This is a genomic window from Klebsiella sp. 141251, assembly GCF_050600725.1.
GTDB lineage: Bacteria > Pseudomonadota > Gammaproteobacteria > Enterobacterales > Enterobacteriaceae > Klebsiella > Klebsiella aerogenes.
Genome location: NZ_JAQIRG010000005.1, coordinates 306,629 through 320,993 on the forward strand (window position 1 = coordinate 306,629; position 14,365 = coordinate 320,993).

The following is a 14,365-nucleotide window of genomic DNA, read 5'->3' on the forward strand; positions in this document are numbered from 1 at the left end:
CCGCTCCAGCATTATTACAGGCTAAAAAATCTCATGCGACTTGATAAGTTTATCGCTCAGCAGCTTGGCGTCAGCCGTGCTATTGCCGGGCGTGAAATCCGCGGCAGCCGCGTTACCGTGGACGGCGACATTGTGAAAGATGCCTCCTTTAAGCTCCAGCCGGAGCACGAGGTGGAATATGACGGCAATACGCTGACCCAGCAGCACGGCCCCCGTTACTTTATGCTCAACAAGCCGCAGGGTTATGTCTGTTCAACAGACGATCCCGATCATCCAACGGTGCTTTATTTTCTCGATGAGCCGGTTGCCCATAAGCTGCACGCCGCCGGGCGTCTGGATATCGACACCACCGGTCTGGTACTGATGACCGATGATGGGCAGTGGTCGCACCGCATTACTTCGCCGCGCCATCACTGCGAAAAAACCTATCTGGTGGAGCTGGAAAATCCGCTGGAAGAGGGCGTCGCCGAGCAGTTTGCCAAAGGCGTGCAGCTGCATAATGAAAAAGATCTCACCAAACCTGCTGTCCTCGAAGTCATCACTCCGACAGAAGTGCGCCTGACCATCAGCGAAGGCCGCTACCACCAGGTAAAACGCATGTTCGCGGCGGTGGGTAACCACGTCGTGGGATTACATCGCGAACGTATCGGCGATATTACCCTTGATGCGTCGCTGGAGCCCGGCGAATACCGCCCGCTGACGGCTGACGAAATCGCCAGCGTTGGCGCCCCACAAGCACGGAGTAAAACGTGACGACAAAGCAGAATTCTTCATTGGGGATTGTGTTTATTCTTGGCCTGTTGGCCATGTTAATGCCGCTGTCGATTGATATGTATCTGCCGGCGCTACCGGTTATCTCGTCGCAGTTCAACGTGCCGGACGGCAGCGCGCAAATGACGCTCAGTACCTATATTCTGGGCTTTGCGTTGGGCCAGCTGCTGTACGGGCCGATGGCCGACAGCATTGGCCGTAAACCGGTGATCCTCGGCGGGACGCTGATTTTCGCCGCGGCGGCGGTGGCCTGCGCGTTATCGCAGACCATTGAGATGCTGATTACTATGCGTTTCTTCCACGGCCTGGCGGCCGCGGCGGCCAGCGTGGTGATCAACGCCCTGATGCGCGATATTTACCCGAAAGAAGAGTTCTCGCGCATGATGTCATTTGTCATGCTGGTCACCACCATTGCGCCGCTGGTGGCGCCGATGGTCGGCGGCGCGGTGCTGGTGTGGTTCAGCTGGCACGCGATTTTCTGGATCCTCGCGCTGGCGGCGCTGCTGGCGTCGGCGATGATTGCTTTCTTTATTAGCGAGACGCTGCCGGTTGAAAGACGACAGAAATTTCATATTCGCACCACGCTTGGCAACTTCGCCACCTTGTTCCGCCACAAGCGGGTACTCAGCTATATGCTGGCCAGCGGCTTTAGTTTTGCCGGCATGTTTTCATTTCTCAGCGCGGGCCCATTCGTCTACATCAACATTAATCACGTGTCGCCGCAGCACTTTGGCTACTATTTTGCGCTGAATATCGTGTTCCTGTTCATCATGACCATCATTAACAGCCGCTTTGTTCGCCGGGTCGGCGCATTGAACATGTTCCGCGCCGGGCTGTGGATCCAGCTGGCGATGGCGGTGTGGATGGTGGTTTGCGCGCTGCTTGATGTTGGTTTCTGGTCGCTGGTGGTGGGCGTGGCGGCGTTCGTCGGCTGCGTATCAATGGTCTCCTCTAACGCCATGGCGGTGATCCTCGACGAGTTTCCGCATATGGCGGGAACCGCATCGTCGCTGGCCGGAACATTTCGTTTTGGGATTGGCGCGATTATCGGCGCGTTGCTGTCGATGGCCACCTTTACCACCGCCTGGCCGATGCTGATTTCTATCGCTTTTTGCGCCGCGAGCTCCATTCTCTTCTATCTGTACGCCAGCCGGCGACGAAAAGTCGCACATTAAGTCACATTTTCAGGGGCGATTTCCGCCCCTTTTTTGATACATATCAACCGAAATCGGCTTCCCTGTTTAGCTATTTGTTTCTTTTATGTAAAATCAATTAGTGTAAAAAGTCGCAATGTTGCGATAAAAAAGTTGTTTTGGATCACAGAAACGGGTACATATAGCCGCGAACTGTTTCCGCAAGGCAACTATAAAGTTCTGGATAATAAGCTGTTAGCCCTGGCCCGATGCGGGTGTAAGCGTTTTCTAAGCTGTTGCAGGACTATTTGTCAACAATGTGTTAATATTGATGTAAATTTATTGTGAAGCCTTTTGCTTCCGGGGAAACCAAGTGAATACACAGCAACTCTCTATCGTACACCGACTGCCGCAGAGCTATCGCTGGCTGGCCGGTTTTGCGGGTTCAAGAGTTGAACCGATTCCGCAAAACGGCGCGCAGGGCGAAAATAGCCTGGTGGCATTAAAACTGCTCAGCCCGGACGGCGAGAAAGCGTGGCCGGTGATGCGTACGCTGAGCCAGGCGCTGAGCGACATTGAAGTGGATTGTTCCATTCTTGAGTGTGAAGGCGAGCCGTGCCTGTTCGTTAATATGCAGGATGAGTTTGCCGCTACCTGCCGACTGAAAAATTTCGGCGTGGCCATTGCCGAGCCTTTCTCTGGCAACAACCCCTTCTGACCGTCAGCTTAACGCCAGCAGCTGGCGGGTGTACTCCTGAAGCGGTGCCGTAAATACGCGCTCGCATTCACCCTGCTCGACGACTTCTCCCTGCCGCAGCACTATCACCTGATGACAGAGCGTCCGTACAACACGTAAATCGTGGCTGATAAACAGATAGGCCAGCTGATGCTTTTGCTGTAGCGTCTTCAGCAGCGCCAGGATCTGCGCCTGCACGGTTTTATCCAGTGATGAAGTCGGTTCATCTAACACAATCAGCTGCGGTTTGACGATCAGCGCCCGGGCAATGGCGATACGCTGGCGCTGGCCGCCGGAGAATTCCGCCGGATAGCGCTGTCGCGTCGCGGGGTCGAGCCCCACTTCCTGCATCACCTGAATCACCGCCTGTTCACGTTCCGCGGGCGTCAGCGTTGGCTGATGAACGCGTAATCCTTCCTCGATAATCTGCAGGACGCTCAGGCGCGGGTTGAGCGATGAATTCGGATCCTGAAAAACGACCTGAATGCGTCGGCGCAGCGGCAGCATCTGGCGGCGATTTCGCCCCTGGATCGACTCGCCGGCAAACTGCATTTCTCCGCTGGAGTTAATCAGCCGCAGCAGCGCCAGCCCGGTGGTGCTTTTGCCAGAGCCGGATTCTCCCACCAGCCCCAGCGTTTCTCCGGCCCGCAGGGTAAAAGTCAGATGGTTGACCACCCGATTGTGATCGACCACCCGGCGCAGGATCCCTTTGCGGATTGGGAAGGCGACGTTAAGATCGCGGGCCTGCAGCAGGATGGGCGCATCGGCGGATAGCGGCACCGGTTTGCCGGTCGGTTCGCTATCCAGCAGGCGGCGGGTATACGGATGCGCGGGCGCCTGAAACAGCTCCCGGCAGCCGTTTTCTTCGACGCAGCGGCCGTTTTGCATCACCGCCACCCGGTCGGCAAGCTGGCGGACAATACTTAGATTGTGGGTGATGAACAACATCCCCATGTTGAGCTCATGCTTCAGTTCGCGCAGCAGTTGCAGAATTTGCGCCTGCACCGAGACGTCCAGCGCGGTGGTTGGTTCATCGGCGATGAGCAGCTCCGGGCGCGTCAGCAGCGCCATGGCGATCATCACCCGTTGGCGTTCGCCGCCGGAAAGCTGGTGCGGATAGTCGGCAAGCCGCCGTGAAGCGTTACGGATGCCAACCCGATCCAGACAGTCGAGGATTTCGCCGCGCGCCGCCTCTTTGCGCATGCCGCGGTGCAGCGAGAGCACCTCGTACAGCTGTTTCTCCAGCGTATGCAGCGGATTGAGCGAGACCATCGGCTCCTGGAAAATCATCGCGATGCGGTTGCCGCGGATCCCGCGCAGGGTACGCTCATCGGCGTGCAGCAGCGACTGGCCGTGAAAGCGGATATCGCCGCTGGGATAGCTAACCGGCGGCGAGGGCAGAAGGCGCAGTACCGACAGCGCGGAGACGCTCTTGCCGGAGCCGGATTCGCCGACCAACGCCAGCGTTTCACCCGCGGCAATCTGCAGCGTCAGGTTGCTGACTACCGTTTGGCTTGCCCCTTGCTGGCGGAAGGCGATAGAGAGGTCGTCAATGTCTAATAACGGCTGGCTCATGTTATACCGCCTTACTCGGATCGAAGGCGTCGCGGACCGCTTCGCCAATGAAAATCAGCAGCGTCAGCAGCACCGCCACCGACAAAAATGCCGCCATCCCCAGCCACGGCGCCTGCAGGTTATTTTTCCCCTGCAGTAGCAGTTCGCCCAGCGACGGCGAGCCTAGCGGCAGGCCAAAGCCGAGAAAATCGAGCGAGGTCAGGGTGGTTATCGAACTGCACAAAATAAACGGCAGGAAGGTGAGGGTGGCGACCATCGCATTCGGCAGCATATGGCGCAGGATAATATGGCGATCGCTGACCCCCAGCGCCTGTGCGGCGCGAATATAATCGTAGTTACGGGTGCGCAGGAATTCGGCGCGAACCACCCCGACCAGCGTCATCCAGCCAAATAAAACGGTGATTGCCAGCAGCCACCAGAAATCAGGTTGCACTACGCTTGAGAGCAGAATAATTAAAAATAGCGTCGGCATTCCGGACCATACTTCGATAAAACGCTGCCCCCACAGGTCGAGCTTACCGCCGTAGTAGCCCTGCAGCGCCCCGGCAAGCACGCCAAGCACGCTGGAGAAGAACGTCAGCAGCAGACCGAATAATAATGAAATCCGCGCGCCATAGAGGATCCGTGCGAATACATCGCCGCCGTTAGCGTCGGTACCCAGCCAGTTGTGCCTGGACGGCGGCGAAGGGAAGGGGCTGTCGGTGGCGAAATTGATGCTGGTGGCGCCGAAACGCACCGGGGCCCACAGCACCCAACCGTTTTCAGCCAGCCGTTTTTGCAGCCAGGGATCCTGATAGTCGGCGGCGGTGGCAAAATCACCGCCGAAGGTCGTTTCGCTATAGGTTTTCAGCGCCGGTACGTACAAACTACCGCGATACTGCACCAGCAGTGGCTTATCGTTGGCGATAAGCTCGGCGCACAGGCTGCAAATAAACAGCGCCAGGAAGATCCATAGCGACCAGTAGCCGCGGCGGTTGTGGCGAAAACGCGCCCAGCGGGCCTGATTAACGGGGGAGAGAAATGACATTAGCGGCCCTCGAAATCGATACGCGGATCGACCAGCGTATAGCTGATGTCGCTGACAATGTTTAATAGCAGGCCGATTAACGTGAAGATATACAGAGTGCCGAACATCACCGGGTAATCGCGCGACACGGTGGCTTCGTAGCCGAGCAGCCCAAGACCATTGAGCGAGAACATCACCTCAATCAGCAGCGAACCGGTAAAGAACATGCTAATGAAGGTGGCGGGAAAACCGGCAATCACCAGCAGCATGGCGTTGCGAAAAACGTGTTTCCACAGGATCTGTTTTTCCCCGACGCCTTTGGCGCGGGCCGTCACCACATACTGTTTGCGGATCTCATCAAGGAAACTGTTTTTAGTCAGCATCGTCAAGGCGGCGAAACCGCCGATCACCGTCGCCAGCACCGGTAAGGTGATATGCCAGAGATAGTCGGCGATCTTCTGATACCACGGCAGGCTATCAAAATTAGCGGAGACCAGGCCGCGCAGCGGAAAAAGATCGAAATAGCTGCCGCCGGCGAAAATCACGATCAGTAATATCGCGAACAGAAACGCAGGGATGGCGTAACCGATGATGATAAATGTGCTGCTCCAGACGTCGAAATGGCTGCCGTTACTGACGGCTTTACGGATCCCCAGCGGTATCGACACCAGGTAGATAATCAGCGTGCTCCACAGGCCGAGGGTAATAGACACCGGCAGGCTGTCTTTAATCAACTGCAGCACCGAAGCGCTGCGAAACAGGCTATCGCCAAAATCAAAACGCAGATAGTCGCCGAGCATCTTAAAGTAGCGTTCGTGAATCGGTTTATCGAAGCCGTAGCGGTGGGTGATTTCGGCAATCACTTCTGGATCGAGCCCACGCCCGCCGCGATAATGACCTTCACTGATATTGCCAACGCCGGTACGCGCATGACTGGCGCCCATACCGCTATCTCCTGCGCCGGGCAACCCGCTGCGGTCGCCGAACTCCACGGCGGCGATCGCCTGATCGACCGGACCGCCTGGCGCAATCTGCACGATAAAAAAATTGATGGTGATGATGGCCCAGAGCGTCGGGATCACCAGTAATAGTCGGCGGAGCAGGTAGGCGCCCATCTTTAATCCTTAACGTCGGTCCGCGGGAAGCCTGGCGGCTTTGTTAACATCGTACCACCAGCCATCAAAACCGGAGGAGTAGGCCGGGCGTGTTTGCGGGAAGGAAAATTTATTCCAGTAAGCCGTCCTGTCCTGCGCCATATACCACATCGGCAGCATGTAATAGTTCCAGGTCAGCACCCGGTCGAGCGCGCGGCCCAGCGGCAGGAGTTTCTGTTTGTTGCCCTGCCAGCGAACGATCTGCGCAATCAGCGCGTCGACCGCCGGGTTCTGCACTCCCGGTGCGTTATAGCTGGAGTTAATATAGTCCGAGGCCCACGAAACCTGTAAACCCGTATCTGGCCAGGCGGTGGCGCGCCACAGCGAAGGCATCATGTCGTAATCGCGGCTCCGCAGTCGGCTGGTGGCCTGAGAGTTATCCACCTGACGGATATCCATCGTCACGCCTAAACGCTGTAAATTATGCTGGAACGGTAGTACCCAACTGACGTTGCCGCCGGAGGCGAGCAGCAGCTCAAAACGCAGCGGTTTGCCGGTTTTGGCATTAACGCGCTGACGATTTTTTAGCACCCATCCCGCCTGGTTCAACAGGGCATCTGCTTTAAGTAAATTGGCGCGATCGAAACCATCGCCGTTGGAAACGGGCGGCTGATAAATCCGGGTAAAGACCTCTGGCGGCACATCTTTTTTCAACGGCGCCAGCAAAGTGAGTTCATCGGCCTTCGGGTAATCACGAGCGGCATATTCTGTATTCTGAAAGTAACTGTTTGGCCGACTGTAGGCGCCGTAAAACAGCGCCTTATTCATCCATTCGAAATCAAATGCAAGGGTGATGGCTTCACGCACCTGGCGGTCGGCAAAGACCGGGCGCTGAGTATTAAAAGCCAGCCAGCGGGTATCCTTTGCCGAGGTAGTCGTGCGATCGTCTTTCACTATATAACCGTTGCTAAAGTTGCGCCCGATATAGCGCGTCGCCCAGTTTTTTGTCGAACTCTCCTCGCGCATATCTACCGCTCCGGCTTTGAAGGCTTCGAAAGCGACGTTATCGTCGAGATAGTAGTCGTAGCGAATCGTGTCGAAGTTCCAGCGCCCGCGGTTCACCGGCAGGTCGGCGGCCCAGTAGTTCTCGACTCGCGAATAGACAATATATTGCCCCATCCGCCAACTGCTGATGCGATAGGGGCCACTGGCGAGCGGCGGCGTTGAAAGGGGGTCGCTCAGTTTATGATGGCGCCAGAATGACGCGGGCATTATCGGCAGGGACAGCAGGCTGAGCATATTTTCTTTGCCCGGCTTGGCCAGTTCGATGCGCACCGTCAGCGGGGCGATAGCTTTGACGGTCGTCCCTTTATAAATAAGACGGAACTGCGGGACCCCTTCGGTCATAAATTTTTGAAAGGTGAAAGCAACGTCGCTGGCGGTAATCGGGCTACCGTCATGAAAGCGGGCCCGCGGGTTGATGGTAATTTCCATCCACGAGAAATCATCGGTAAAGCGCGCGCGATCGGCAATCAGCGGGTAGTAGCTGCCCGGTTCATCGTCCGAGGTGGTAAACAGAGTGTCATACAGCGCATCGGTGCGTACGCCGGGATTACCGCGCAGGGCATAGCGATTGAAATTGTCGAAGGTGCCAATGGCGGCAAGCGTAATACCACCGCCTTTTGGCGCATCCGGATTGACGTAATCGAAGTGATGAAAGTCAACGGCATACTTTGGCTCGCCGATAATAGCGAACGCCTCGCTCTCTTTAATGGTTTGCGCCTGGCTACTAAGGCTAAATAAAGCCAGCAGCAGCAGGCCGATGCGCGCAAACATAGTTGGAATATCATCCTCTGACCATTAACCCCGATGGTTTCGCATCATAAGCGACCCTTAGCGGCTTGTGAAATAATTTGCCGGTTCATCATGAGCGGCAACCAGTTTCTCCAGCGGCAGCGGGCGGCTGAAGCAGTAACCTTGCAGATATTTCACGCCGTGAGCACGCAGCCATTCCGCCTGCTCCGGTGTTTCTACGCCTTCAGCCACGGTTTTCAGCTGCAGGCGGCGGCTTAGCGTTAATACCGCATCCAGGACGGGAGAGGTGACGGTTTCGGTACCGATCGCCTGCACAAAACCACGATCGATCTTCAGATAATCAAAGTTATAGCGCTCAAGATAAATTAGCGCGCTATGGCCGGTACCAAAATCATCAATAGCAATTTCGAAGCCCTGCTGGTGCAGCCACTCAAAAATAGCCATCGACCGGTTTTTATCGATCATTGAGCGCTCGGTTATTTCCAGCACGACGTCGAAGTAGTTTGCGGGTAACGCGGCGGCAAAACGTCGCATATCTTGCTGAAATTCGGCGGCATGCAGGTGGGCGGGGGAGATATTCAGGCCAAGTTTGGTACCGCGCGGCAAAATGCGCTGCAGAGTCGGCGCATCGCGGGCAATCAACATTAACAGGTGATGGGTGAGCGGCACGATCATCTGCTGCGTTTCCGCCAGATTAATAAAGACGTCTGGCGGGATTTCACCCACCACCGGATGCCGCCAGCGCATCAGCACTTCAACGCCGCTAATCTGCAGGGTATCGGCCTTTACCACCGGCTGGTAGACCACGTAGAACTGGTTGTTTTTGATCCCCAGTTGGATCGATTTCCGCGGATCGGATTTGATCGTCAGGATGTAGTAGCTGAGTAAGCCGGCAAGCATGCCGCATACCACGCCGAGCAGCAGGGCGAACTGGGTATTCTCGCCAAACCAGCTGTTGGAAAAGAGATACACTTTTAGCGGTAGCCCCGGAACCTGAATCTGGCGTATCGGCTCATTGGGCAATGATAGCGGATCGATAATTTTGCTGCTGAAGGTCGAAATCGCAGTATGGCCGATGGCCAGCGCAATACCGTTGAAGTCATTCTGCCGTGCGGTATAGAGGATGTAAGGCGTCAGATTAGCATTTATGGATACAAAAATGCCGCTGTCTCGATCGCCGGGATGTTGCACCCACATTGCCAACGCGGCGGTGTCCGGCATCATCGGTGTGCCCTGGAGGATGGCCATATCCAGGGGTTTATTGATATCAAGCTGCGGTATCAATTGTTTAAACGGTGTGTTCATTGCGCCGGTGGCGGATGAACAGAACGCTTTGCCGTTTTTCACCAGCAGGAAGGCGCGTACGTTCGGACTGAAGGCGGCGCTGGCAGCCAGGCCGGAGTCAATATGCTCACAGGGTTGATCGAGCAGAGGCTGCAGGCCCTCGATGGTTTCGCTTAAATCGGCGAAATAACTATTAAGGTAGTGACTGACGTTATTGATTATCTGATCGAAACGTTCAGAGCGGTTGTGGTAGATAACCATAAACTGGATGCTGCCGGCCAGTAGCGCGACGGCAACGCCAATGCAAATACTGGTGAGCCAGATTTTACGTCGGGGTGAAAAGTAGCGGGTTAGCATAGGCCAGAATCTGTCCGTATAATTGAATCATGCCAATGGGGTGCCAGAAGAGTATGGTTCCATTTCCTTTAAAAGGCATAGCTTGTAAAGACATAGCTTATTTTGCGGAGATCATCGGCGGAAAAGCAAAAAAACACTGCCGGGGCAGTGTTTTTTTCATTTCTTACCGTCAGCCAAGGGATAACCGATGGTAAGAAGAGGTATCAGGAACGACTCAGAACGCGACGCGCTTCGTTATAGCGCTTTTTCCAGTATGGCTCATCCAGGCTTGAGATGGTGACGCCGCTGCTGGTAGAGGCATGTACAAACTGGTTATTGCCGATGTAGATACCGACATGACGGCCCGTAGAGCCCGCACGGAACAGTACTAAATCACCGGTACGCAGTTGAGTGCGCGAAATCGATTTGCCGGAATCCTGCTGCTCGGAAGTTGAGCGCGGCAGCTCCAGACCAAATTGTTCACGGAAAGTACGCTGCACGAACGCCGAGCAATCGATCCCTTTCCGGGTGCTGCCGCCAAGGCGGTAACGCACGCCTTTCCAGCTAGCATACTGGTCCATCAAGCGGGACTTAACGTCCAGGTTGCTGACCATTTTTTCAAATTCATCCTGAGAGGCTTGCAGTGATGATAAATCTCCACTACCCACAGCATGCGTCTCAGAATGCATATTCTTGGCGGTACTTGTTGAACTACACGCGGAAAGCAGAACCGCAACTGCAATCGCGGGGACGACCCGCAAGATATATCTCAAAATCGGCTGAGATTTGACCATTATGTTTATTTTCCCTTGTTGTCCTTAACGACAATGTCGTTATAAAAAATGCCAAACGTGGTAGAGCCTAGATTCCAGAAAGCAATGAGACAATTCCTTAAGCCTAAAAATGTGGAGTACCGCACAAATTTATTCAAATGATGAATTGTGTTGCCTGGAAGGGCAAAACGAGAAAGAGATTACCCTATCAAACGTGGGATGGCGAGCGGTTTTGCGCGATTTCTTATAAGTATTTTTGCGACAAAAAGTGAATCATCGGCAAAGGGAAAAATAGCGCCTTTTTTGGCTGAAAAATATGCAATATCTTCATTTCAATGATGATTAATGTGACAGGAAGATGATGTCACGAATAAATCATCAGCAAATATAAAAAAAGGGGTCAGAACGACCCCTTATGGATAATATTAATAAAATGTAAAAATGATCTTATTTTTTTGCTATTCCACCCGGAAGCGAACGGTCAAACCAGACGATCAACTTATCGGAAAGCGAGGTCATTAATACCCACGGCGCGCCTATCAGCACCGCGCTGAGCGACCCTACGGCAATATCGGTGAACCAATGGGCGCCGATCATCACTCGCGGGAAAGCAAAAACCACAAAAATAACCAGTGCAATGATAAATGCCCGGCGGCCGAAATATCGCCACATAAACGAGGCGAAAATGAGCAACATCATGCCGTGGTCGCCCGGGAAGCTATCTTTTGAAGCGTCTTTGGTTGGCAGTGAGACCACGTCGCTGACTTTCGTAATATCAGTAAAGAACAACGAAGGGCTGGCGCGCTGTACCGGCATCAGATGCTGGGCAAGTTGATTGATAATCACCGCCGCGAGCAACATCACCAGCCCCATAAGGATAATGCGACGGCGTTCAGCGCTCTGCGCTTTGATCCAGAAACTGAGCATCAGACAGCCCATCGCCAGCAGCGAGCAGGCGTCGAACGCGCGATTGTTGATAATGGCTAACAGCCAGGCATACGCGCGGTTGGTGCTGACGCCCTGGTTAAAGAAGTGAAAAATAGCCGAGTCAAGCGGGAACCAGAAACCGTGATTTGCCGGTAGATACCAGGAACAAAATAAGGCTACGCCCGCGACGTTCAGCAGCAAGATAAGTGGAATACGGTTTTTAGTCATAACAGATGCGATTTTTTTAAACAGCGGCCAAACATAGCCGCATTAACTTAAACGAAGCTTCAACAGCGAGGACTGCAGGGCATTCCAGTCAACTTCTGACTCGGAAATCAGTTCGATGCGGCTATCCGGCGGCGGCGCGTTTTGGGTTTCGATGTGCAGATCGAGCCCCTGACGGTTGATACGCACCAATCCTTCAGCAATACGCATCACGCCTTTCACCCGGCCAACCGGCGCCAGGCGCGCCCATTCCAGCAACCCAACGGTGTCAAATTGGGTATCAGCATCAAAAATCCAGCCGCAGGCATGGTATCCCTGGCCGCTGTTAACACTGCGACGCCAGCGTTGATGCGCCGGTAGATTCAACGCCGCCAGACCCTGCTTTTGCCCGTGACTATGCACGTGGTCCGGGCTTGCCGGCAGCGGGGCGGTGTTACGGCGCGGGAGATCCAGCAGCGCGAGCTCGATATTCCCCTGGGTGGCGTTTACCTGCAGGCGCTCCCCGGCGTACTGCCGCCACCAGTTGGCAAAAGCGGCATCGCTTTCCGGCGTCGCCCGATCGCTTTTATTGGCGACGATGACATCGGCTGCGGCCAGCTGATCGCGGAAATTATCATTGGCCACGATCTTTTCCTCCAACAGCTGGCGCGGATCGAGAATGCACAGCGTCGCGCGCAGATCGATCCACGGTTCATAGACGGTGGCGGTGAGGATATCGAGAATTTGCTTCGGATGGCCCAGCCCGGTAGGCTCAATCAACAGACGGTCAGGTTTTCCCTGGCGCAACAGCGTATTGAGCCCAACCTGCATCGGCAGACCGTTGACGCAGCACATGCAGCCGCCGGGGATCTCTTTTAGCAACGCGCCGCTTTCCGCCAGCAGGGCGCCGTCGATGCCGACTTCGCCAAACTCGTTGACCAGCACGGCCCACTTTTCATCCGCAGGTTTATTGGCCAGTAGATGAAGAATTGAGGTCGTCTTGCCGCTGCCGAGAAAGCCCGTGATCAGGTTAGTTTTGGTCACAATTTCTCCAGCACAGAAATGTAATGTTGTAACAGTTGCGACTATCCTGACGAAAAAAGGGGAAAAAGAGAAGGGATACTGCGGACAGAAATGCATTCTGTCCGCTAAACAGCAGAAATTGTTAACTGCGTAGCGCCTTAGCCACAGCTTCGCGGGCGCCTGATTTAACCAACTGATGCCAGGCTGCAGTGACGTCGGCAACAAACTGCGGATTGCCCGGTAGATCCTTGCCAAATATCTCTTCGAGGCTGAGCAGGGCGCTGACGCGCTCTTCTTGCTGGCTGGCGCCAGCCAACTGTTTGATTTTGTCGACCAGCGGGTCGCGCACATCAATGGCTTGCCCGGCGTCGTCGACGCCGCTTACATAACGCATCCAGCCAGCCACGCCCAGCGCCAGCAGCGGCCAGCGGCTGCCGTTTGCCAGATGAACGCGAATACTATCGAGCATGCGCTGCGGCAGCTTTTGGCTGCCGTCCATGGCGATTTGCCAGGTACGATGCTTTAACGCCGGATTGGCGAAGCGCGTTATCAGGCTGTCAGCATAGGCAACTAAATCCACGCCGGTAATCGATAGCGTTGGCGCTTGTTCATCTAGCATCAGGCGGCGTGCGGCATGGCGGAAAACATCATCCTGCATACAGTCGCTCACATGCGCGTGCCCTGCCAGATAGCCCAGCCAGGCGAGGAAAGAGTGGCTACCGTTGAGCATCCGCAGTTTCATTTGTTCCCACGGCAGGACGTCGCGGGTCATCTGTACTCCCGCCGTTTCCCAGGCCGGGCGCCCGGCGACAAAATTATCTTCCACCACCCATTGAATAAACGGTTCGCAGCTGATGGCGCAGGGATCTTCAACGCCCAGCACGGAGGCAATCTCCGCCAGCGATTCTTCGGTGGCGGCCGGTACGATGCGGTCAACCATAGTGCCGGGGAAGCTGACATGTTCAGCAATCCAGTCGGCCAGCTCCTGACTACGTTTCTCAGCCATGCCGAGAACGGCGTTTTTCACGACGTGACCATTGTCGGGAATATTGTCGCAGGAGAGTACGGTGAAGGGCGCGAGTCCGCGTTCGCGGCGACGATTGAGCGCTTCAACTAAAATACCGGGAGCCGACTGCGGCAGCGTCGGGTTTTCCAGATCGTGAACGATACGCGGCTGGGTTGGATCCAGTTTACCGGTCGCCGGATCGATACAGTAACCTTTCTCAGTGATCGTCAGCGAAACGATAGCCACCTGCGGTTCGCAGAATTTCTCGATAATCGCCGCCAGCGAATCCAGTCTGGCGTTCAGGCATTCATGCACTGCGCCAACCACGATCGACTGGTTACCCTCAGCGCCTTTTTCCAGCACCGTAAACAGGTGGTCCTGCGCACGCAGTTGGCTCATCAGCTTATCGCCGCTGAACAGGCTGATTTCACAAATTCCCCAGTCGCCGCCGCCGGCGTTAAGCACCCGGTCGGTTAGCAGCGCCTGATGCGCGCGGTGAAACGCGCCAAAACCAAGGTGCACGATACGCGAGCGCAATTGGCGGCGATCGTACTGCGGAAGTTGCACGCCTGCTGGCAGCGCGGCGGTAGCGATAGTAGTCATTTTTATACACCTGATTAACCAATGATTAACATCACGCAGTGTAAAGTTATATGACAGCAATTTAAATTGGTAAGCCGAA

General features: G+C 55.2%; 12 protein-coding genes. 3 read left to right on the forward strand and 9 right to left on the reverse strand.

Annotated features, from left to right (window positions below):
- The first annotated feature begins 33 nt into the window (after window positions 1-33).
- The 3 genes from rsuA (at window position 34) to PGR09_RS13985 (ending at window position 2,622) form a co-directional block, all read left to right on the forward strand.
- Window positions 34-753: a 16S rRNA pseudouridine(516) synthase RsuA gene (rsuA, locus tag PGR09_RS13975; RefSeq protein WP_047043216.1), complete on the forward strand. Its 720-nt coding sequence runs from the start codon at window positions 34-36 to the stop codon at window positions 751-753.
- Window positions 750-1,946, forward strand: coding sequence for a Bcr/CflA family multidrug efflux MFS transporter (locus PGR09_RS13980; protein ID WP_045391357.1), 1,197 nt, complete (start codon window positions 750-752; stop codon window positions 1,944-1,946). Before rsuA ends, PGR09_RS13980 begins: the two co-directional genes overlap by 4 nt.
- A 331-nt stretch (window positions 1,947-2,277) precedes the next feature.
- Window positions 2,278-2,622, forward strand: coding sequence for a YejG family protein (locus PGR09_RS13985; protein ID WP_045391356.1), 345 nt, complete (start codon window positions 2,278-2,280; stop codon window positions 2,620-2,622).
- Between the two features lie 3 nt (window positions 2,623-2,625).
- Here the strand turns inward: PGR09_RS13985 and yejF are convergent, their stop codons facing one another.
- From yejF to PGR09_RS14030, 9 genes are all read right to left on the reverse strand, one after another.
- The gene (gene yejF, locus PGR09_RS13990; RefSeq protein WP_047043211.1) at window positions 2,626-4,215 is read right to left on the reverse strand and encodes a microcin C ABC transporter ATP-binding protein YejF; all 1,590 of its coding nucleotides are present in this window, start codon (window positions 4,213-4,215) and stop codon (window positions 2,626-2,628) included.
- A gap of 1 nt (window position 4,216) precedes the next feature.
- Window positions 4,217-5,242: a microcin C ABC transporter permease gene (locus PGR09_RS13995; protein ID WP_151085554.1), complete on the reverse strand. Its 1,026-nt coding sequence runs from the start codon at window positions 5,240-5,242 to the stop codon at window positions 4,217-4,219.
- On the reverse strand, window positions 5,242-6,336 hold the full coding sequence (locus PGR09_RS14000) for a microcin C ABC transporter permease YejB (protein WP_020078276.1): 1,095 nt from the start codon (window positions 6,334-6,336) through the stop codon (window positions 5,242-5,244). Before PGR09_RS14000 ends, PGR09_RS13995 begins: the two co-directional genes overlap by 1 nt.
- Window positions 6,337-6,345: 9 nt before the next feature.
- Window positions 6,346-8,151, reverse strand: a complete 1,806-nt coding sequence (locus PGR09_RS14005; protein WP_430916239.1) for an extracellular solute-binding protein — start codon at window positions 8,149-8,151, stop codon at window positions 6,346-6,348.
- A 57-nt stretch (window positions 8,152-8,208) separates the two neighbouring features.
- Complete coding sequence (locus PGR09_RS14010; protein WP_047066141.1) at window positions 8,209-9,771, reverse strand: cyclic di-GMP phosphodiesterase; 1,563 nt, start codon at window positions 9,769-9,771, stop codon at window positions 8,209-8,211.
- Window positions 9,772-9,974: 203 nt separating this feature from the next.
- Window positions 9,975-10,544 (reverse strand): bifunctional murein DD-endopeptidase/murein LD-carboxypeptidase, encoded by a 570-nt coding sequence (gene mepS, locus PGR09_RS14015; RefSeq protein WP_047043201.1) that lies wholly within the window; start codon window positions 10,542-10,544, stop codon window positions 9,975-9,977.
- 426 nt (window positions 10,545-10,970) lie between these two features.
- Complete coding sequence (locus PGR09_RS14020) at window positions 10,971-11,678, reverse strand: phosphatase PAP2 family protein (RefSeq protein WP_430916240.1); 708 nt, start codon at window positions 11,676-11,678, stop codon at window positions 10,971-10,973.
- Between the two features lie 42 nt (window positions 11,679-11,720).
- Entirely contained in the window at window positions 11,721-12,698 is a 978-nt protein-coding gene (locus tag PGR09_RS14025; RefSeq protein ID WP_380378878.1) for a CobW family GTP-binding protein, read from the reverse strand.
- A 121-nt stretch (window positions 12,699-12,819) separates the two neighbouring features.
- Entirely contained in the window at window positions 12,820-14,286 is a 1,467-nt protein-coding gene (locus PGR09_RS14030) for a mannitol dehydrogenase family protein (protein ID WP_430916241.1), read from the reverse strand.
- Window positions 14,287-14,365 lie beyond the last annotated feature (79 nt).

Excerpts from the sequence above, each read along its gene's own strand:
- yejF (WP_047043211.1), bottom strand. The coding sequence starts at position 4,215 with ATGAGCCAGCCGTTATTAGACATTGACGACCTCTCTATCGCCTTCCGC.
- PGR09_RS14030 (WP_430916241.1), bottom strand. The coding sequence starts at position 14,286 with ATGACTACTATCGCTACCGCCGCGCTGCCAGCAGGCGTGCAACTTCCG.
- PGR09_RS14000 (WP_020078276.1), bottom strand. The coding sequence starts at position 6,336 with ATGGGCGCCTACCTGCTCCGCCGACTATTACTGGTGATCCCGACGCTC.
- PGR09_RS14010 (WP_047066141.1), bottom strand. The coding sequence starts at position 9,771 with ATGCTAACCCGCTACTTTTCACCCCGACGTAAAATCTGGCTCACCAGT.
- PGR09_RS14005 (WP_430916239.1), bottom strand. The coding sequence starts at position 8,151 with ATGTTTGCGCGCATCGGCCTGCTGCTGCTGGCTTTATTTAGCCTTAGT.
- PGR09_RS13995 (WP_151085554.1), bottom strand. The coding sequence starts at position 5,242 with ATGTCATTTCTCTCCCCCGTTAATCAGGCCCGCTGGGCGCGTTTTCGC.
- PGR09_RS14020 (WP_430916240.1), bottom strand. The coding sequence starts at position 11,678 with ATGACTAAAAACCGTATTCCACTTATCTTGCTGCTGAACGTCGCGGGC.
- rsuA (WP_047043216.1), top strand. The coding sequence starts at position 34 with ATGCGACTTGATAAGTTTATCGCTCAGCAGCTTGGCGTCAGCCGTGCT.
- mepS (WP_047043201.1), bottom strand. The coding sequence starts at position 10,544 with ATGGTCAAATCTCAGCCGATTTTGAGATATATCTTGCGGGTCGTCCCC.